Source organism: Thermodesulfobacteriota bacterium, from assembly GCA_040755095.1.
Lineage (GTDB): Bacteria > Desulfobacterota > Desulfobulbia > Desulfobulbales > JBFMBH01 > JBFMBH01.
The window spans coordinates 1-20,140 of the sequence record JBFMBH010000074.1; the positions used below are offsets into that span (position 1 = coordinate 1).

Genomic DNA, 20,140 nt, shown 5'->3' on the forward strand with positions numbered 1-20,140 from the left:
ATCGTCCATCCTGAGGCGCGTGGCGCAAAGCAAAGCGGGGGGGGAGCGATGGCCATCCTGACCATTTCCCGGCAGTACGGCTCCGGCGGCCAGGAGCTTGGCCGGACCGTTGCCGAGCGGCTGGGCTACGACTACGTGGACAAGGAGAGCCTGTTTGCCGCCATCCGGCAGGCTGGTGGGCGCTGGCGGGAATGGGCAGAGGGGCTCGACGAGCAGTGTCCCACCACCTGGGAGCGCTTCGACTGGTCCTTCCGCGGCTTCGCGGCCCTGGTCCGGAGTCAGATCCTGGCCGAGGCCACCCGGGACCGGGTGGTGATCATGGGCCGGGGGGCCAACTTCCTGCTGGCCGGCGTGCCCCACGCCCTGCGGGTCCGGGTGGAGGCCCCCCTGACCGTCCGCCAGGAGCGGCTGGCCGCCCGGGAGGGCGTGGATGCCGAGACCGCCCGCTGGCTGTGCAAGAAGGTGGACCACGGCCGGGCCTGCTTCCTGGCCGCGGTCTATGGCAGAACGGGTGATGATGCCGCCGACTACGACACCGTGCTGGCAGCCACCGGCCTGGATCTGACGCCGCTGGCCGAGCAGGTGAAGGCTGAGCTGGCGGCCCGGGACCGCCTGTGGAGCGAGGAGGCGGCCCGGGATCTGGAGATGCGCGCCCTGGCCGCCCGGGTCCAGGCCGGTCTCGCCACCGATCCGCACCTCTTTGTGCCCATCCTGGAGGTGGCGTGGACCGGCGAGGAGCTGGTGCTCTCCGGGGTGGTCCACTCCGTGAAGGAGCACCAGCGGGTCGAGGAAGCGGCCCGGCGCCTTGCCGGCGAGGTGCCGCTCAGCTGCGCCCTCCACTACCGCCGCTGATCGCCGGCCGCCCACCCTTCCGGCGCTCTTTCCTCTTGACAGAGAGGGGAGCTATCCGGTAGGAACGGAGACACTGGCTTGGCGGTCTGGTCCGGCTCCAGGCCGGGTCAAGCCGCTGCCATGGGCCGGACATCGACCCATGGCCATCAACGCTCGCATCCAGCTCGCTTAAGGAGTGATCCATGGACAACCCGAAGCCAGTCGTGGAGGTCGAAGGGGCCGTGCCTGAACAGGAGGCGCGGCCTGTCTACACCCGGCCCGAGATCATCACCTACACCAGCGAGGAGATCATGGCCAGGATCGGCCCAGCCCAGGCCTGCTCCCCTGGTCCCTGTCCCGTCGCCCCCTGAAGCTCGCCCTATCCGCCCGAGGGGCAGGGCCTTTTCCGCCAACCGGAGAAAGCCCGCCCCTTTGTGGCCGTGCCTGGTTCTGCTTGCCGCCCGGGCAAGCGCCGTTGCCCCACGGCACCACGATCCCGCCTTCATGACCTCCCCGGCGCCTTTCCGATCTTTCAGCCCCCCGGCCACCGATGGCGGGCGGCATGTGCTTCTGGCCACCGGCGGCCCGGAATGGCTGGTGGTCAACGACACCGGTTTGGCCATCGCCCGGCAGCTGGCCGCTGGCGGGCCGGCGGAGCAGGTGGCGGCCGGACTGGCCCAGCAGTATGGCCTCGCCTTGGAGATGGCGCTGGCCGATGTCCGGCTGGTGGCCGAGCGCCTGGCCGGCCACGGTCTGTTGGCCGCCGGCCCGGGCCGGCCCGGCCGGCGCACCCCCCGCCTCGGCTCCGCCTTTCTCCATCTGACCGATTGCTGCAACCTGGCCTGCCGCCATTGCTACATCGCCCGGCCGGCGGCCGAGCGGCGCCAGCTGCCCGGGGCCGCCGTCCTGGGGGTGCTGGATGCCCTGGCCGCCGCCGGGGCCAGCGGCGTGGTGCTGAGCGGCGGTGAGCCCCTCCTGCACCCGGACATCATCCCCATCCTCCGCCATGCCGCAGCCAGGCTCAAGGTGCAGGTCCTGACCAACGGCACCCTGATCGACGCTCCCCGGGCCGAGCTGCTGGTGAGCCTCAAGGCCGGCGTGCAGGTGAGCCTCGACGGCTCCCGGCCGGCGATCCACGACGCCAACCGCGGCCCTGGCAGCCTGGAGCGCGCCCTGGCCGGAATCGATGCCCTGGCCGCCGCCGGCATGGCCAAGGATGACCTGGTGGTGGCGGCCACGGTGACCCGGGACAACCTCGCCGACATCCCGGCCGTAGTCGAGCTGGCAGTCGCCCACGGCGCCGGTCGGGTCCGGCTGCTGCCGGTCAGACCCAGCGGCCGGGCCCGGGAGCGCTGGCCGGCCCTGGGGGAGATCGCCGCCGCGGAATACGAGGCCCTCTTTCGGACCATGGCGGCCTGGGCCCACGCCCACCCGGGACAGGTGGAGCTGAGCTACGGCCTGAGCGGCTTTCTGCTGGACCCGGCCGGCATCCCCGACCCGGATGGCCTGTGGTGCCCGGTGGGTCGCAAGGTGGTGGTGGACACCGACGGCGACGCCTATCCGTGCGTGCTTCTCATGCAGCCCCGGTTCCGGCTCGGCAACATCTTCCAGCAGACCCTGGCCGAGATGATGGCCTCCGAGACCATGGCCGGCCTGTGCCACGCCCTTGGCCAGCGGCAGCGGACGATTGCCCGCTGCCAGGACTGCCGGTGGCAGAACCTGTGCCAGGCCGGCTGCATGGGCCAGGCCTTCGAGCAGACCGGCACCTTGTGGGACACCGACCGCCATTGCGGCTTTCGCCAGCGCGCCTTCGAAGAGGCGTTCAGCCGGCTCTGCCGCGAGGACGCTCCCGGGGTCTGAACAGCCTTGCGGCTGCCATCATCGTATGGGTGCCATTAGGTCCCATAGGTCCTATAGGTCCTATGGGACTCATGAGCTTCATGGAGAAGCCTCCCTTGCCGCGTCTTTGCCTGGGCGCCAGCTACCGGATCCTGGACCTCGGGGTGGCTTTGACCGCCGACCGCGGGGATCTTCTCGATCTCTTCGACCAGGATTACGCCTGGTTCCGCACCGCGCCGGAGGCCGCGGCCCAGCCGCCGGCCCTGGCAGCCCGGTACACGAGCGCGGGCGGCACGCCCCGGCTGGCGGTGGACGGCGAGGATCTCCTGCTGGCCGGCCATCCGGCGCCGGCCCTCCATGCCTACCGGCTGCTGCTGACCCGGATCTTCGGCCGGCTGTCCGCCTTTTATTTCCTCCATGCCGGGGTGGTGGCGCTGCCGGCCGGCGCCGTCATCCTGGCCGGGCCACCGGGTGTGGGCAAGTCCACCCTGGTGGCGGCCTTGTGCCGGGCGGGGTACAGCTTCTATTCCGACGATATCTGCCCGCTCCATGCCCGGACTGGTGAGGTGCATCCCTTTCCCCGCAGCCTGTGGCTGGCGCCAGGGTCCGAGGCAGGATCCGGCCGCCGCGGCAAGCGCCCGCTCATCCCGGCGGCGGAGGGCTACACAGTAGGCGGTCCGCCCTGCCGGCCGCTCTGCCTCATCTGCCTGGAGGCCGGCCCCCCGCCGGAGGCCGGGGAGGAGATCGTCCTCACCGTCCGGCCGGGCCAGGCCGATGCCCTCCTGGCCGATCTCGCCGCGGTGGCGGGCTTGACCCTCCGGCCCGAGGCCGAAGGGGAGGGCGCTGTGGCCTGGCGGCTCCGCTATCCCCCGGCGGGGCAGCTGGTTGTCCGGCTGCGGGGCCTGCTCGCGGCCCATGCCGGGGCGATCTGGCAGGTCTACCGGGAGGACCGGGTGGCGGCCAGCTTCCACGGGACCCCGGAGCTGACGCCGATCCCGGTCCATGCCGCAGCCTTTCGCCTTCTGGCCAACCTCAAGCCCGAAGAGGGGACCTCGGGCCCCCTTCCCGGGGCGCCGGACGGGGCTGCCCTGTTCATGCGCCTTGGCACGCTCCTGGGCCAGACCCCCTGCTTCCGCTTGCAGGTGGGCCGCCTGTCCGAGGAGGTCGAGCGCGTCGCCGAGGCGGTGACCCATGCCCGAAAGATCTGACCCCCCCCGGCCATCTCCGGTATCCTTGCTCCATGCCCAGGCTGCCATCGCCCTGTGGCAGGTGGCTGGTGAGGAGGCCGTGCTCGAGGTGCAGGGGACCAGCATGCTGCCCCTCATCCGACCCGGAGACCGCGTGCAGCTGCGCTTTGTGCCGGCCGCCGCCTTGCGGTCCGGTGATATCATGGTCTTCCGCCAGGGCAGCGTCGTGGTCGCGCACCGGTATCTGGGTGCGGCACAGCGAGGCGGCACCCGCCGCCTCTGTCAGAAAGGGGACAACCAGCGCGGCTGGGGCTGGCTCGACGCCGATGCCGTCATCGGCCGGGTGCTGGTCATCCACGGCCGCCGGGGAGCGAGGCATATGGACCACTGGCCCTGGACATGGCTCAATCCTCTGTATGCAGCCCTGGCCCGCTGCCGGGTGGGGATCCGGGAGGCCCTGGGCCGCTGCCTGCGCCTGGCCCTGCCGGTGCTGGCCATTCTGCTCGCCTGGGGAGCGGGCCGGTCATGGGCCGAGCCGGCGCCGGGCTTCGAGGTGCTCCGCCGGGACAGCGCCGGCATGGAGGTTGCCTTCCGGCTGCCGCAGCTGGCATTCCGGGCCGGGCAGGCAGGGCAGGAGATCGCCGTCCCCGGGCTGGCCGGCGGCCGGCCGGCCCCGGGCCAGCCGGACCTGCCCCGGTTCGGCCTCCTCATAAAGGTGCCGGCCGCCAGCCGGATCCAGCCCCAGGTGCTGGAGGCCTCCTGCCGTTTTGTTCCCGGGGTGCGGCCCCGGCCAGTGCCCGGCTGGGAGATCCGGCCGGACGGCTCCCTGGCCGAGGTCTTCGCGGAAGACGCGGGAGCGTACCAGGGAACGGAGACCGTTCCCGCGGAGCTGGCCCGGCTGGAGCCTGCGGCGATCCTGCGGAGGGAGTCGGTGGCCCGGCTGCTCGTCCAGCCGGTGCGCTACGATCCAGCCCGCGGGGGGCTTGCGGTCTGCGACCGGCTGCGCATCGCGGTCGCCGCCGCCGGTCCCTGGCCGGCGGCGCCTGGCGAGGCCGAGCCGCCGGCCGAGGCGGCTTCCTCGCCGCTTGTGGCCGCCGCACCGGCGGTGCGGGAGTACCTGCGCATCGAGGTTCGGGAAGACGGCATCCACCGCATCACCTTCGAGGATCTGGCGGCCCTGGGCTTGAGCCCTGACCGGTTCCCGCGCCGCGGACTGCGCCTCTATGGCGGCGGTCAGGAGCGGGCGCTCCGGATCGTTACCGCAGCTGGGCCCGGCGGGCCCAATCCGGGCGGTCGCCTGGCGCCGGGTGATGCCATCGAGTTTTTTGGCCAGGCCGCCGACACCCGCTACACCGGTACCAGCGTCTATTTCCTGATCTGGCCCGGGGGGCAGGGCCTGCGCATGGCGTGGGAGGATGGCCGGCCCAGCGGCCGCGTCCGGCCCCTGGCCTCCTTCCTGCGGACCGTCCATGTCGAAAAGAGCCTGGTGGGCTGGGACAACACCCCCGGCGCGCCGGCTGCCGACACCTGGTTCTGGGAGCGGATTACCGGGCCGGTGGTGCGGGAGTATGAGATCACGCTGCCGGCGGCGGTGGCGGGCCAGGACGGGGCGAGCCTCACCCTGGCGCTCCAGGGCCGGTCCAGCGATGCCATTGCGCCGGACCACCATGTGGCGGTGTCCCTCAATGGCACGCCTCTGGGCGACCTGTGGTGGGACGGACCGTCGGTCCAGATGTCCGAGCTGGCGATCCCGGCCGGGGTGCTGGTCGACGGCGTCAACCGGTTGCAGCTTTCGGTGCCCAACGACACCGGCGCGGCCCTGGAGGTCCTCTACCTCAACTGGGTGGAGGTGCGCTACCAGAGCCTGTTCGCGGCCGAGGCCGACGGCCTGGCCTGCACCATCCCGGATCGGTCGCGCTCCCTGGTGGTGGCGGACGGCTTTGCCACCCCGCCGGCGCCGGTCTACGACGTCACCGATCCGGCCCGGCCGAAGGTCATCCTCCGGGGGCTCACGGTGCCCACCGGCCAGGGCCAGGCGGTGGCGGTCGAGACCCGGGGCGGCGGCGAGCGCCGTCTTCTCTTGGCCGGCAGCGGCCGCGTCCTGAGGCCGCCGGCTCTGGCACGGCTGCCGGTGCCGGATCTGGTCGATCCGGCCAACCAGGCGGATTATCTCATGATTGCCGACCAGGATCTGGCGCCGTCCCTGGCCCGGCTGCGGGACTACCACCAGGCGATGGGGCTTACGGTGCGGGTGGTCACCACCCGGGAGATCTACGATTCCTTCGGCACCGGCCTGCCGGACCCCGAGGCCATCAAGGCCTTCCTGCGCTATGCCTACCACCACTGGCAGCGGCCAGCGCCGCTCTATGTGCTCCTCGCCGGCCAGGCGACCATGGACCCTCGCGGCTACCTGGGCCCTGGCAAGGTCAACCAGCTGCCGGCGCATTTCACCGCCACCGCCGACCTGGGGATGACCCCGGACGACACCTGGTATGCCTGTGTCGACGGCGACGACCCCCTGCCGGATCTGATGGTGGGCCGGCTGCCGGCCGCCAACGCCGGGGAGCTGGCAGCCGTGGTGGACAAGATCCTCCGCCACCAGGAACAGGCCGGCGAGCCGGCCAGCTCCGGTGGCCTGTTCGTGGCAGACAACGACCCGCCGGGCTATGCCGAGCTCAGCCACGAGCTGGCCGCCTATCTGCCCCCGAGCCTGCCACTGACGAGCGTCGATCTGGCGGATTTTGCCCAGGGTGGGGCGGCCAGGGCCGCCATCCTCTCCGCCCTCAACGACGGCGTCCGCCTCGCCAACTATGTCGGCCACGGGGCGGTCTTCAACTGGGCTGGCGAGATGGTCTTGCAGGTCTCTGACATCCCTTCCCTCACCAACGGCGCTTCCCTGCCCATGGTCCTCGCGTGGACCTGCCTCAATGGCTACTTCAGCCATCCCTCCCAGGTGAGCCTGGCCGAGGCTCTGGTGGCCGCGCCCGACCAGGGCGCGATCGCCGTCTTTGCGCCGTCGGGTCTCACCTATCTGTGGGACAGCCGGCTCCTGAGCCACGCCACCTTGGCCGCCATCTTCGAGACCGGCAGCAGGCGATTCGGCGAGATCGCCACCACGGCCAAGGTCCAGGCCTTTGCCCAGGGGGCCGCAACCGACATCATCGCCATGTACACCCTCTTTGGCGACCCGGCAGCGAGCCTGCCGGCGTGGCCGGAGTGAATGCCAGGAGCCGTGCCATGAAAGACCTCTTGTCCACCGAGGTGGGCGACGAGAAGATGCTCTACGATCCGGCCCAGGAGGCGGTCCACGTCCTGAGCCCGACAGCACGCCTCATCCACGAGCTGGCCGCGGCGGGTCAGCCGATCGTGGCCATCGAGGCCCGGCTGCGGGAGCGCTTCGCCGTGCCGGCCGGCCACGACCTGCGCCGGGACATCGAGGCCTGCCTGGTCGAGCTGGCCGCCAAGGGCCTGCTGCCGGACAGCTGAGGATCGCATGGAGCCGCCGCCGTCATCACAGGCCCGGGTCAAAGGCGCGGTCCGGCAGACCGCCCCCCGGGAGGTCGGCCCGGGGGCGGGCCCCTGGCCGGTGGCCTGGCGCGGCCTTGCCATCCTCGGGCTCCTGGCGGCGTTTCTCCTTGCCGCCTCCCTGGCGCTGACCCAATCCCCCTATCCGGATCCTGACTCCCGTCCCTCCGGCCTGGCCGCCCTCTCTTATCCCCTGGAGAAGAACGCCCCCCGGCGCCTGCCCGTTGTTGGCGCGGACATCCGCGGCCTGCACGTGCACCCGGATGGGCAGCTCCTCTGGGTGGTGGGGGATCATGGTCTCATCCTGCACAGCCGCGATGGCGGCCTCTGCTGGGAGCCCCAGACCTTCCCCGGCGGGCCGCCCATCCCGGAGGAGGCCATCGGCCGCTGCCGCCCGCGCCTCTGGCCCTCCTGGCCCACCCTGGTCCCGGAGGCAGCGGCCGCCGCCAAGCCGGAGTCCGCCCGGCAGGCCAGCAGCCAGCAAAACCCGGTCCAGACGAATGTCGCCATCCCGGCCCCGGCGATCACGGATGTCAAGATAGCCGAAAAGAGCCCCCCGCCCGGCCCGGCCGTGGAGCAGTACGTCCCGCCGACGCCGGCACCGCCAGCCCGCCAGCGCCCGCCACCGGACCAGGAGCCCGACGCCGAGCGGCGGCCGGGGCCGCCGGACCTGCTGGCCGTGCATTTCATCGACGCCCGCCAGGGCTGGATCGTGGGCACCTGGGGCACCATCCTGGCCACCAGCGACGGTGGCGCCACTTGGCAGGAACAGGAAGCGACCACCCGGGCAGGACGCTACGCCGTCCAGTTTGTCGATGCCCGGCGCGGCTGGACCACCGGCGACGCCTGGAGCTCCCTCCTGGCCACCAGCGACGGCGGCGCCACCTGGCAGGACGCGCGTGGCGACTGGGAAGACCGGTTGCAGGCTGTTCATTTTGTCGATCTTCGGCGCGGCTGGGTGGCGGGCACCCGAGGCCTCATTCTCGCCACCGGCGACAGCGGCGCCACTTGGCAGGAGCAGAACACCGGCACGGCAGAAGACCTCAGAGCGGTCCACTTCGCCGATCCTGAGCACGGCTGGGCGGTGGGCGATTCGGGCGTGATCCGGGCGACCAGCGATGGCGGCGCCACCTGGCTGGTCCAGGACGGCAGCACGGACGAGGCGCTGGCGGCCGTCCATTTCGTCGATGCCCAGCACGGCTGGGTCGCCGGCTCCGGCGGCACGGTGCTGGCGACCAGCGACGGCGGCACCACGTGGCAGAAGCAATTCAGCGGCACGACAGCAGGACTCGGCTCGGTGCGGTTTGTCGACCGCCGGCGGGGCTGGGCTGCGGGCAGCGGGGGGACCATCCTCGCCAGCCGGGACGGCGGCCGCACCTGGCTGCGGCAAAGCGCTGGCCGGCCCAGCCAGGCCGGGGAGACCGCCGGCCTGCCCTACCGCCGCTATCCTGCCCCCTGGCTGCCGGCCGTGACAGCCCTCCTGGTCCTGGCCGGCCTCCTCGTCCTGCGGCCGCCCAAGCCCCGGCTCCTGAAGCGCTCCATCGCCGACCTGCTGGCCACGGACCGGCCCCTGCGGCCAGAGGATCTGAAGGCTGGTCAGGATGCCCTGGGCGTCGGCGGGCTGGCGGAGGATCTGTCCCACTTCTTGCGCAACCCCAGCACCGTGGCGCCGCTCACCATCGCCATCACCGGCGAATGGGGCAGCGGCAAGAGCTCCCTCATGAGCCTCCTGGCCGCCGACCTCGAGCACTACCGCTTCCGGCCGGTGTGGTTCAACGCCTGGCATCACCAGAAGGGCGAGCAGCTCCTGGCCTCGCTTTTCGCCCATATCAAGGAGCAGGCGGTCCCCGGTTGGCTGCAGCGGGGCGGCATCGAGTTCCGCATCCGGCTGGCCGTCTTCCGGGCCCAGCGCAGCTGGCCGCTCTATGCCTTGCTGCTGGCGGTCTTTCTGGCCAGCGCTGCCTACAGCCGGGAGCAGGTGGCCGCCGTCCTGCGGGGCCTTCTGGCCCTGGTCGTCCACCCCGAGGCCTGGTGGCAGCACTATGCCGGCTGGCTGGGCGCCGCCCTGGCGCAGCCGTTGGCGGCCATGGCCGGCGTCAGTGTCCAGGACTGGCTGGGCTTTTTTGCCGCGCTTTTCGGTCTGGGGGCGCCGCTGGCCACCGTGCTCAAGGCCAGCAAGGGCTTTGGTCTCAACCCGGCGCGCCTGGTGACGGTGAATCCGGACCGGCCAGGCGGCCAGGGGTTGGATCCCGGGGCCCGGGCCCGCTTCAGCCAGGAATTCCGGGACGTCACCCGCGGGCTGGGCCGGCGCAAGATGGTCATCTTCATCGACGACCTGGATCGCTGCTCCAAGGACAACCTGATCGAGATCCTGGAGAGCGTCAATTTCCTCGCCACCTCCGGAGACTGCTTCATCGTGCTGGGCATGTCGCCGGAATGGGTGGAGTCTTGCGTGGCGTTGAAATACGAGGAGCTGGCCGCCGAGCTCGCCGCGGAAAAGCCCACCGACGGCGACCCCAAGGAGCACAAGCGCCGCTTTGCCCGCAACTATCTGGAGAAGATGATCAACATCGAGGTGCCGATCCCGAAGCTGGATCAGCGGGGGGCGACCCTGCTCCTGCAAGGGAGTAAGGGCACGGCCGGCGCGCCGGCGGCAGCCTGGGCCGCCGCCCTCAAGGCCCCGGTCGCTCTGGCCCTGGTGGTGGCCTATGGCCTCTGGTACGGCCTGTCGATCCCCCGGCCTCCGGTGGTGACCGGCCCGGACCAGCTTGTCAGCTGGCCCGTCGATGCGACCCACCTGCGCCGGCTCAGCCCGGAAGGGTCGCTTCTCGGACTGGCATCCCCGGAGCAGCCGCCGGCAACGGAGGCGGGCCAGGAGCCGAACGGCGGCACGGTCCGGCTGGAGGTGGCCCTGCAGGCCCGGAAGGAGGCGCTGGCCAAGGGAATCGTTGTCGGCAGCTTCGGCAGCGGCGAGGGCACGGCCCAGCTGGTGCTGCGCCAGGCCCCGGAGCAGGGCGGGACCGGGGAAAAGCCGGGGGCAGCCGGGACGCCCGTGACCCCAACGCCACCATCGCCCGGCCGCGAAGCCTTCGGCCAGGAGCAGCCGGCGGGCCCCTTGCTGGCGGCGCCGGATCCCGATGCCAGCGCCGGCGCCCGCTGGCTCATCTGGCTCCTGGGCGGTGTTGGGCTGGCCGCCACCGTGCGCGCCTTTTTCCTGCGGCAGCGGGACTTCACGGAGGACTCCCCCGCCTTCCTCAAGGCCCTTTCGATCTGGCAGCCGTGGGTCCTGGTCAAGCAGGACACCCCCCGGGCCCTCAAGCGCTACCTCAACCGGGTGCGGTTCATTGCCCTGCGGCTGCGGGGCCGTTTCCCGGAGGCTGGCACCGTGGCCCTTGCCGCCATCTACTACCTGAGCTCGGACTGGCTTCTCGGCCCCGAGGCCTACCAGCAGGTCCTGGACGGTGACCTGGCACCGCTCCTGGCCACCAGCCGGGCACTGGAGCCGGGCCAGGGCCAGGTGGAACAGCTGGCCGCGGTGCTGGCCGCATCGCCAGCGGCCCACGCCCAGTGGGCCGCTGAAGCAGCGGACGAGCAGGAATGGCAGGAGGCCGCCTGGCCGCCGGCGCCGGACCACCGGCAGGAGGTCCTGCGGGTGCTGGCCGCAAGCCCGCTCGGCCAGCCGCCCGCCAGCGAGGGGCCAACCGGCGCCGCTGCGGCGGCCGTTGCTTCGTAGTCGTCCGGCAGCAGCACCGGGGAGGCGGGGCGAAAAACGGCTCCGGTGTCACTTCACCGTGGCCTGGAACAGATACTGGCGCCTGGTGCCGTCCGCCAGCTTGGTGCCCACCGCGAAGCTGTACTTGCCTGGCCTCTTCAGCTCCAGGTCAACGCCGAAGTGGCCGTCCATGCCGGTAAGGGCCATGGCCGGCCCTTCCTGGCCGTCCGGCGCTGTCACCTTCACCGCTACCGTGCCTTCGGTGACCGGGTTGCCGCTGGCCCTGTCCGTGAAGGTGAGCTGCAGGTGGTGGGTGAAGCTCTGTCCAGCCTGGGCCATGGCCGCCCGCACATCCCGCAGCCCGGCCGCCGCCTTCACCCCCGCCTCGGTGGCCTCGCCCAGGGAGACCAGATCCGCCGCGGTGGCGGAATGGCCGGCCGCCGTGCCATGGCCCGCACTGCCATGGCCGCTGCCGTGATCAGCGGCCATTCCTGTGGTGCCGACTGCCATCAGAACCCCTGCGCCCAGAAGGGCTGCCATCACGCTTCGCTTCATGTTGCGGCTCCTTGTGCTTGTGGTCGTTACGGAAGGCACGGGCCATCCCCGATGTGGCCAGGCCACAGGTCCGTCCGGACGGACGGCCTTTTGGGTCAGCTTTCGACAATATCCCCCTCGGCGGTGGGCACAGGACTCTTGTCCAGCCGCCAGCCCCGCCACAGGTAATAGATCACCGGATAGACCAGAAGCTCCATGATGCCGGAGGTGACCACCCCGCCCACCATGGGGGCGGCTATCCGCTTCATGACATCGGCGCCGGTGCCGGTGCTCCACATGATGGGGATGAGGCCGGCGATGATCACCGAGATGGTCATCACCTTGGGCCGGATCCGCTTGACCGCGCCATGGTGGATGGCCTGCACCAGGTCTCCCCGGGTGCGCATCCGGCTCTGCTCCCCCCAGAGGCGATGGGCCAGGTCGAGGTAGAGCAGCATCACCACCCCGGTCTCGGCGTCCAGGCCAGCCAGGGCAATAAGCCCCACCCACACCGCCACCGACAAATGGTAGCCCAGGAGATGGAGCAGCCAGAAGGCGCCCACCAGGGAGAAGGGCACGGCCAGGAAGACGATGGCGGTCTTGGTGAGTGATCGGGTGTTCAGGTAGATGATGACGAAGATCACCAGGATCGTCACCGGGATGATGATCTGGAACCGGGCCCGGGCCGATTCCATGTACTCGAACTGGCCGCTCCACACCAGGCTGTAGCCGGCGGGCAGCTGCACCCGCTGGGCCACCGCTGCCTGGGCCGCGCGCACATAGGAGCCGAGATCCACGTCCTTGATGTCCACGTAGACCCAGACCGTGCGGCGGGAGTTTTCGCTCTTGATGGCCGGCGGCCCCTTCTTGATCTCGATCCGCGCCACCTGGGACAAGGGCACGTGGGAGCCGTCCGCCAGCGGCACCAGCACCCGATAAAGGGATGGCAGGTCGGCCCGGAAGTCGCGCTGGTAGCGGATGTTCACCGGGTAGCGCTCCAGGCCTTCCACGGTCTGGGTGACGTTCATGCCGCCGATGGCGCTTTGGATGGTGTCCTGGACTGCCGCCACCGTGAGGCCATAACGGGCCGCCGCCGCCCGGTCCACGGTGATGTCGAGATAGTTGCCGGTAAGCGCCCGCTCGGCAAAGGCCGAAAGGGTGCCGGGCAGGGGCCGCAGCACCGCCTCCACCTCCTCCCCCAGGCGGCTCAGGGTGGCCAGGTCGTCGCCCAGGATCTTGACCCCCACCGGCGTCTTCATGCCCGTGGAGAGCATGTCGATGCGGGTCTTGATGGGCATGGTCCAGGCATTGGTGAGCCCGGGGATCTGGATGGCGGCGTTCAGGCGGCGGATCAGCTCCTCCACCGGGATCGGTCCCTCCTCCGGCCAGAGCCGGCGCAGGCTGTTTTTCACGGGCTCCATCCAGTCCGGCCAGCCGGAATAGAAACGGGACCTGGGCTCCCGGCGCCACTCCTCGGGAGGCCTCAGCTGGATGGTGGTCTCCAGCATGGCCATGGGCGCCGGATCGGTGGCGGTCTCTGCCCGGCCCACCTTGCCGAACACCCGCTCCACCTCCGGGAACTGGGCGATGATCCGGTCGGTCTGCTGCAGGACCTCCTTGGCCTTGGTGACCGAGATCCCCTCCAGGGTGGTGGGCATGTAGAGAAGATCACCTTCGTAGAGGGGCGGCATGAACTCCGAGCCCAGCCGGGAGATGGGAATGGCCATGGAGCCCATGGCCAGCAGGGCCAGGATGAGCACCACCACCCGCCAGCGCAAAACCAGATCCACCACCGGGTGGTAGAGGCGGATGAGGAGCCGGTTCACCGGGTTGGCGTGCTCCGGCCGGATGCGGCCCCGGATGAGCCAGCCCATGAGGAGCGGCACCAGGGTGACCGACAGCAGGGCCGCCGCCCCCATGGCATAGGTCTTGGTGAAGGCCAGGGGCTTGAACAGGCGGCCGGAATGGTCCTGGAGCGCAAAGACCGGCAGGAAGGAGACGGTGATGACCAGGAGGCTGAAGAAGAGCGCCGGCCCCACCTCCTTGGCCGCGCCGACAATGATCTGCCAGTGGGGCTTTTTGCCCTGGGAGCGCTCCAGGTGCTTGTGGGCGTTCTCGATCATGATGATCGCCGCGTCGATCATGGCGCCGATGGCGATGGCAATGCCGCCCAGGCTCATGATGTTGGCGTTGACCCCCTGCAGGCGCATGACGAGAAAGGAGGCCAGAATCGCCACCGGCAGGGTGATGATGGCCACCAGGGCCGACGGCAGGTGGAACAGGAAGAGGGCGGTCACCAGGGCAACGACGATGGACTCCTCCAGGAGCTTCTCCTTGAGGTTGTCCACCGCCCTCTCGATGAGGCCGGAGCGGTCGTAGACCGGGGTGATGGTCACCCCGGCCGGCAGGCCGGCGGCGAGCTGGGCCAGCCGCTCCTTGACCCGGTGAATGGTGGCAAGCGCGTTGTCCCCGAAGCGCATCACCACGATGCCGCCCACCACCTCCCCCTGGCCATTGAGCTCGGCGATGCCCCGCCGCAGCTCCGGGCCAACGGTGACGGTGGCCAAGTCCCCCAGGCGGATCGGGGTGCCTCGCTGGTCGGTAGTCACCACCACGCCAGTGATGTCGGCCAGGGAGCGCAGGTAGCCCAGGCCCCGGACCATGAACTCGGTCTCGCCCATCTCCATGAGGCCGCCGCCCACATCGGCGTTGCTCTCCCGGATGGCCCGGCCGATGTCCTCCAGGGTCAGGTGGTAGGCCAGGAGGCGAGCCGGATCCACGGTCACCTGGTACTGCTTGACATAGCCGCCCACCGAGGCCACCTCGGAGACACCCTCCAAAGCGGTGAGCTCGTAGCGCAGGAACCAGTCCTGGATCGAGCGCAGCTGCTGCAGATCGTGGCGGTCAGAGGTCAGGGCGTACTCGTAGATCCAGCCGACTCCGGTGGCGTCCGGGCCGATGGTGGGGGTCACGCCTTGAGGAAGCCGGCTGGCGGCGTAGTTGAGATACTCCAGCACCCGGGAGCGGGCCCAGTAGATGTCGGTGCCGTCCTCGAAGAGGATGTAGACGAAGGAGGAGCCGAAGAAGGAGTAGCCCCGCACCACCTTGGCATGGGGCACGGACAGCATCTGGGTGGTGAGCGGGTAGGTGACCTGGTCCTCCACCACCTGGGGCGCCTGGTCCTTGTACTCGGTATAAATGATGACCTGGACGTCGGACAGATCCGGGATGGCGTCCAGGGGCGTCTGCCGGAGACTGACCAGGCCGGCCAATCCCAGGAACAGGGTGAAGATCACCACCAGAAGGCGGTTTTCGATCGACCAGTCGATGAGCTTTTCCAGCATGGCGGTGTTCTCACGGGGTGGGCTGTGGCTTCCGGGACTGACCGGTCTGAGCAGGTCGCTCTGCCACTTCCTGCAGCTCCTGCAAGAGAACAGGGAGATTGGGCTGGTGGAAGCTCAGCTGCGGAGCCGGGATGCGGTTACGTTTGGGGTCTGGCGGTACATGCTTGTGGTGCGGAAAGGTCCCGGCCAGGGCCGGATCATTGGGGTGCGGCTGGGAATCGTACCAGGCAATCTTTTCATCTTGGCGCCACAGCTCATAGCCATAGGCCTCGATGATCACATGCCCGGTATGGTGATCGAGCCGCTCTTGGAGCACCAGGCGGCGCCCATGTACGAGGCGAACCTCGCCTCGGAGCACCGCGACCCCCTTCCCTCGGCGCACCATGACCAGCGTCGAGCTGACGACCGCAGGACACCATTGCTGGACGGTGTAGACAGCCTCCTCGTAATCACGAAGTGATCGGAAGGGGTTCATGGCGAGCCGTCACCTTGAGGAGGTTGGAAAGCGTCTGCCGCTCCCGGCGGAAGGCCTCGATGGCGCGCTGGTATTCTTCCTGCCGACGGAGCAGGATCTGGTAGGCCCCGGCCCAGTCGCTCCAGTCCACCACCCAGGCATCATCCTCCGGTTCCTCCCCCTGGCTGTATGCTTGATAGAATGTCTCGGAAAGAACGCCGTATTTCCGTTCATACATCTCCAGGTCTTCTCGCAAGGCATGGATATCGTCGATGACGTCCTGCAGGGTCATAAAACACCTCCCGGGTGCCGTTTCGGCGGTCGCCGGCCCATATATTTCTTTGCAAGGGTGCTGAGCCCCGAAGGGCTTCGCATCCGCTACTTGAACAGATCCTCCAGATCAGAGGCTTTCTTGCTGGTGGCGGGCGGCGCAGGGGCAGACGCTGGGCCGCCGATCATCTTCTGGATGGCCTCCCGGAGCTGGCTTTCGGAGTCCAGGAGGAACTGGGCGGAGGTGACCACCTCTTCGCCCTCGGCCAGACCGCTTAGGACCTCCAGGGCGTCGTTGTCGCCCTGGAGGCCGGTCTTCACCTGCCGGGGCTCGAAGCGGCCGCCCCCCAGATTGACAAACACCGTCTGGCGGTCGCCGGAGCGGATCACTGCCTCCACCGGCACCATGAGCACCCCATGCCGGGGCTCGCCCTTGAGGTGCACCGTGACATACATGTCGGGCTTGAGCTCGAAGCCCGGGTTGGGCAGGCTGAGCCGGGCCTTGACGGTGCGGGTCTTGGCCTCCACATAGGGATAGATGAGATCGACCCGGGCCGTGAGCGGGGCATGGGGGTACGGCAGCTCGATGTCGGCCTCCTGGCCGGGCCGCGCCCAGGGCAGTTCGTATTCGTAGATGTCGGCCCAGATCCAGACCCGGTCCAGGTTGGCCAGCTGGAGGATCTCCATGCCGGCGGCCATGAAGGCACCCTCGTTGGCCATCTTCTCCACCACCACCCCGTCGGCCGGGGCGGCAAGACGAACCGTGCGCTGCACCGCACCGCCGGCCTCCAGGGCGGCGATGGCCTCTGGCGCGATGTCCCAGTAGCGCAGCCGATCCCGGGCTGCTTGCACCAGACGCTCGGCGCCGGCGGCAATTTCCGGATAGGGGCTTTGCGCCAGGGCGCGCTGATTCCGCACCGCCAGGAGCAGCTCCTCCTGGGCCGCCACCAGGGCTGGGCTGTACAGATCGAGCAGCGGCGCCCCCTTCTTCACCGGAATGCCGGTCTGGTTGGCATAGAGGCGCTCGATCCAGCCGTCGATCTTGGTGTTGACCGCATACCGCCGGGATTCGTCGTAGGTGACTACCCCGACGGTGCGCAGCCGCCGGGCGAGATCGGCCCGGGTCACTGGCGCAAAGCGGACCCCCATGTTCTGCAGGGTGGTGGGGTCGATGGCGATGGCACCGGCTGGCACCGGTCCGGCAGGCTGGCCGCCGGCGGGCGGTCCGGAGCGCACCGGGGTCAGCTCCATGCCGCAGATGGGGCAGAGCCCCGGCTCGTCCCGGATGATGAAGGGATGCATGGAGCAGGTGTATTTCTGCCCCTGCGCCCAGGCCAATCCTGGGCCGCCATGGTCGTGGCCACAGTCGTGCCGGGAAGGCACGCCTGGCGCCCAGGTCACAAGCAGCGCCGCCACCAGGGCCAGCGCGGCCAGCCGCAACAGGCTGATCGTTCTCACAGGTCACCTCCTACCTCGGGTGTCACGCCGGCCTCGGCTTCCAGGCGGGCCACGGCCTTGCCTTCCTCGGCCAGCAGGCGCTGCACCTCCAGCTCCAGGCGGTACAAGCCCCGCAGGCCGGCCAGCACCATGCCCAGGTCGCCGCCGCCGACTCTAAGCTCGGCCAGAGCGGCATCCAGGGCATGACGGGCCTGGATCACCAGGCCCGCCCGGTACAGGGCCAGGAGCTGGCGGGATCGCTCGACCTGGAGATAGGCGTCGTGGATGCCCAGCCGCACCCGGTTCCGGGCGTCGGCCAGCTCCTGGCGTGCCCGGGTCAGATTGGCCTCGGCCTCGGCAATGGCCTCGCTGCGCCGCTCCTGGAAGATGGGCACGGTGAGGCCGATCTCCGCGGAAACCGTGTCCCGGCCGTCATCCATGGGACTGGGATCCCGGAACCGGTAGCCCAGGCCGACTGAGAAATCGGGCAGGCGGTCCAGCTCTGCCTGGCGGCGCATGGCCTCCAGGCTGTCGATGGCCCCCTGGTAGGCGGCCAGAAGCGGCCTCCTCTCGCCTGCTGCCTGGAGATCGCCAAGGCTGCCCGGAAGCTCCGGCTCCGCCAGGGCTGCCGGCGTGGCCACCACCGTGTCCGGCGGCTGGTTGCGCAGGGCATTGAGGGCCGCCAGGGCGCTGTCGCGCATCTGCACCAGGCCGATGCGCTGCTCCAAAAGCTCGGTGCGGCTCATCTGCGCCTCCACCACCCGGGCCTGGCCGGCGCGGCCCACCCGGTACTGGCTTTCGGCCTGGGCGATGACGGTATCGGCCAGGAGCACCATCCGATCCACCACCAGAAGGGACTGTTCCTGCAGAACCAGGTCGTACCACGCCTCCTTGACCTGGCGGGCAAGGCCCAGGCGAGCATCGTCGTAAAGCCCCTGGTACCAGCGCGTCTCTTTGCTCGCCGCCTCGGCCTTGGCGGCCAGCTTGCCCGGAAAGGGCAGGCTCTGAGAGAGCCGCACCAGCTGGCCGGCCATGGAGGTCTCGCCGGAGCTGAAGGTGCTGGACGGGTAGTCGTCCAGGGCAAAGGACAGCATGGGGTCCGGCAGGGTGCCGGCCGGCACCACCCGGTGCAGGCTCGCCCGCCAGCGGGTCTCGGCGGCCGCCAGCTCCGGGTTGGCGGCCAGAGCCTCGGCCACCAGGGCGGCCAGGCCCGGATCCACCGGCCCGGCTGCCGCTGGCCGCGGCTGGAGCAGGATGAGGCCAAGCAGGGTGACCAGGCAGGTCCACAGCCAAAGGGAGCGCTGGCCATGGGCGGGCGCGGGAAGGCTATCCATAACGCCTCCTGGGGAGGATGCTCGTGCCAGTAATACCCATGTTTCAGGTAGGAATCGTGACACAGGCCCGGGGCGGAATCAAGGGTTGATCACACCTGGCAAGGGCTGGCAGGCCTCGGCGCGGTCCGGTACAGTGAGCCGGCACACGAGCTGACCGTACGGAGGTGCCGCGACCATGTCTCACACCAATGGCTCCATGAAGGCCATCCTCTATGCCCTGGGCGCCAACCTGGGGATCGCTGCCGCCAAGGCGGCGGCCGCCTGGCACACCGGCTCCGGCGCCATGCTGGCCGAGGCCATCCATTCCGGGGCCGACTCCGCCAACCAGCTTCTGCTTCTGGTGGGCCTCAAACGGGCGCAGCGGCCGGTGTCCGAGGAGCACCCCCTGGGCTATGGCAAGGCGGTCTACTTCTGGTCCTTCCTGGTGGCCCTCTTGCTCTTTTCCCTGGGTGGCATGTTCTCCATCTACGAAGGGATCCACAAGATCCGGCACCCGGAGATGCCCCAGTCGCCGCTGGTGGCCCTGGCGGTGCTGGCCGTGGCCATCGTCCTGGAGGCCGGATCCCTGGCGGGCGCCGTGGCCGAGGTCCGCCGGGTGCGCGGCCGGCAGGGCTGGCTCAGCTGGTTTCGCACCAGCCGGCAGAGCGAGCTCATCGTCGTCGTCGGCGAGGACCTGGCCGCCCTGGTGGGCCTGGTTCTGGCCCTTCTGGCCGTCTTGGCCACCATGATCTCCGGCAACCCCCTTTTCGACGCCCTGGGCACGGTGGCTATCGGCACCGTTCTCATCCTGGTGGCCGTGGCGGTGGGGGTGGAGGTGAAAAGCCTCCTCATCGGCGAGAGCGCCGATCCGGAGACGGTGGCGGCCATCCGGGCCTTCCTGGCCGGCCGCCCCGAGGTGGCCACCATCTACAACCTCATCACCCTGCAGCTGGGCCCGCAGCTCATGGTGGCGGTAAAGGCCAGGATGCGGGAAGAGACCGCGGCAAGTCAACTGCTGGGCGACATCAATGCCGTCGAGCAGGCCCTCAAAGCCGCCTTTCCCGCGATCCGCTGGGTCTTCTTCGAGCCCGACCTGCGGGATTGAGCCTCTGCCCCGCAGACCACGCCTCCGACCCCGCGCCGGAGGTTTCGGAGCCCTGAAGGGGCGACCCATACCAGCCCAGGGCAACGCCCTGGGTCTAGAAGCACCTGTTGGGGAGACAGGTCATGGCGCAATCCCTTGCAAAGATCCTCCTGCACGTGGTGTTCAGCACCAAGAACCGGGAGCCCCGGATTCCACCGAGCCTGCAGCCTCGCCTGCATGCCTATCTGGCCGAGGCATGCCGTTCGGTCGGCAGCCAGGCGTATCGGGTCGGTGGCACCGAAGACCACGTGCACATCGCCTGTTCGCTGCCCAGGACCATGGCGCCCAGCGACCTGGTCCTGGGGATCAAGACCGCGTCGTCAGCCTGGATGAAGGGACAGGATGACGGGTGTGTCCAGTTTGCCTGGCAGGGCGGATATGGTGCGTTTTCCCTGGGACAGTCGCAGTTGCCGGGGCTTCTTCACTACATCGGCAACCAGCAGGAGCATCACCGGACGCGCCTGTTCAGGGACGAGATCCTGGAAATCCTGAAACGCGACGAGGTGCAGCACCACGAGGAGCACCTGTGGGATTGATGGTTGTCGTCTTG

15 protein-coding genes are annotated in these 20,140 nt (G+C 69.8%); 9 read left to right on the forward strand and 6 right to left on the reverse strand.

Annotated elements, in window-relative coordinates:
• From AB1634_11795 to AB1634_11825, 7 genes are all read left to right on the forward strand, one after another.
• A partial coding sequence (locus AB1634_11795; GenBank protein ID MEW6220199.1) for a cytidylate kinase family protein occupies window positions 1-852 on the forward strand: 852 nt, incomplete at its 5' end.
• Window positions 853-1,034: 182 nt separating this feature from the next.
• Window positions 1,035-1,202 carry a hypothetical protein gene (locus tag AB1634_11800; protein MEW6220200.1) on the forward strand — a complete coding sequence of 56 codons (168 nt, stop codon included), beginning with the start codon at window positions 1,035-1,037 and terminating at the stop codon, window positions 1,200-1,202.
• 193 nt (window positions 1,203-1,395) lie between these two features.
• Window positions 1,396-2,691 (forward strand): PqqD family peptide modification chaperone, encoded by a 1,296-nt coding sequence (locus AB1634_11805; GenBank protein MEW6220201.1) that lies wholly within the window; start codon window positions 1,396-1,398, stop codon window positions 2,689-2,691.
• Window positions 2,692-2,786: 95 nt separating this feature from the next.
• Complete coding sequence (locus AB1634_11810; protein ID MEW6220202.1) at window positions 2,787-3,878, forward strand: hypothetical protein; 1,092 nt, start codon at window positions 2,787-2,789, stop codon at window positions 3,876-3,878.
• Window positions 3,862-7,077, forward strand: a complete 3,216-nt coding sequence (locus AB1634_11815) for a C25 family cysteine peptidase (GenBank protein MEW6220203.1) — start codon at window positions 3,862-3,864, stop codon at window positions 7,075-7,077. Before AB1634_11810 ends, AB1634_11815 begins: the two co-directional genes overlap by 17 nt.
• 17 nt (window positions 7,078-7,094) lie before the next feature.
• Window positions 7,095-7,343, forward strand: coding sequence for a PqqD family protein (locus AB1634_11820; protein ID MEW6220204.1), 249 nt, complete (start codon window positions 7,095-7,097; stop codon window positions 7,341-7,343).
• A gap of 7 nt (window positions 7,344-7,350) precedes the next feature.
• Window positions 7,351-11,115, forward strand: a complete 3,765-nt coding sequence (locus AB1634_11825) for a YCF48-related protein (protein MEW6220205.1) — start codon at window positions 7,351-7,353, stop codon at window positions 11,113-11,115.
• A 48-nt stretch (window positions 11,116-11,163) separates the two neighbouring features.
• Here the strand turns inward: AB1634_11825 and AB1634_11830 are convergent, their stop codons facing one another.
• From AB1634_11830 to AB1634_11855, 6 genes are all read right to left on the reverse strand, one after another.
• Entirely contained in the window at window positions 11,164-11,649 is a 486-nt protein-coding gene (locus tag AB1634_11830) for a hypothetical protein (GenBank protein MEW6220206.1), read from the reverse strand.
• Window positions 11,650-11,744: 95 nt separating this feature from the next.
• A complete protein-coding gene (locus AB1634_11835; protein MEW6220207.1) occupies window positions 11,745-14,972 on the reverse strand; it encodes a CusA/CzcA family heavy metal efflux RND transporter in 3,228 nt (1,075 codons plus the stop codon).
• Window positions 14,973-14,982: 10 nt separating this feature from the next.
• Entirely contained in the window at window positions 14,983-15,447 is a 465-nt protein-coding gene (locus tag AB1634_11840) for a DUF6516 family protein (GenBank protein MEW6220208.1), read from the reverse strand.
• Window positions 15,422-15,718, reverse strand: coding sequence for a hypothetical protein (locus tag AB1634_11845; protein MEW6220209.1), 297 nt, complete (start codon window positions 15,716-15,718; stop codon window positions 15,422-15,424). Before AB1634_11845 ends, AB1634_11840 begins: the two co-directional genes overlap by 26 nt.
• Before the next feature lie 86 nt (window positions 15,719-15,804).
• Window positions 15,805-17,154 (reverse strand): efflux RND transporter periplasmic adaptor subunit, encoded by a 1,350-nt coding sequence (locus AB1634_11850; GenBank protein MEW6220210.1) that lies wholly within the window; start codon window positions 17,152-17,154, stop codon window positions 15,805-15,807.
• Complete coding sequence (locus tag AB1634_11855; protein ID MEW6220211.1) at window positions 17,151-18,467, reverse strand: TolC family protein; 1,317 nt, start codon at window positions 18,465-18,467, stop codon at window positions 17,151-17,153. Before AB1634_11855 ends, AB1634_11850 begins: the two co-directional genes overlap by 4 nt.
• Before the next feature lie 175 nt (window positions 18,468-18,642).
• Between AB1634_11855 and AB1634_11860 the strand changes: the two genes are divergently transcribed.
• The gene (locus AB1634_11860; GenBank protein ID MEW6220212.1) at window positions 18,643-19,551 is read left to right on the forward strand and encodes a cation diffusion facilitator family transporter; all 909 of its coding nucleotides are present in this window, start codon (window positions 18,643-18,645) and stop codon (window positions 19,549-19,551) included.
• Window positions 19,552-19,673: 122 nt separating this feature from the next.
• Window positions 19,674-20,126: a transposase gene (locus AB1634_11865; GenBank protein MEW6220213.1), complete on the forward strand. Its 453-nt coding sequence runs from the start codon at window positions 19,674-19,676 to the stop codon at window positions 20,124-20,126.
• Window positions 20,127-20,140: the final 14 nt, after the last annotated feature.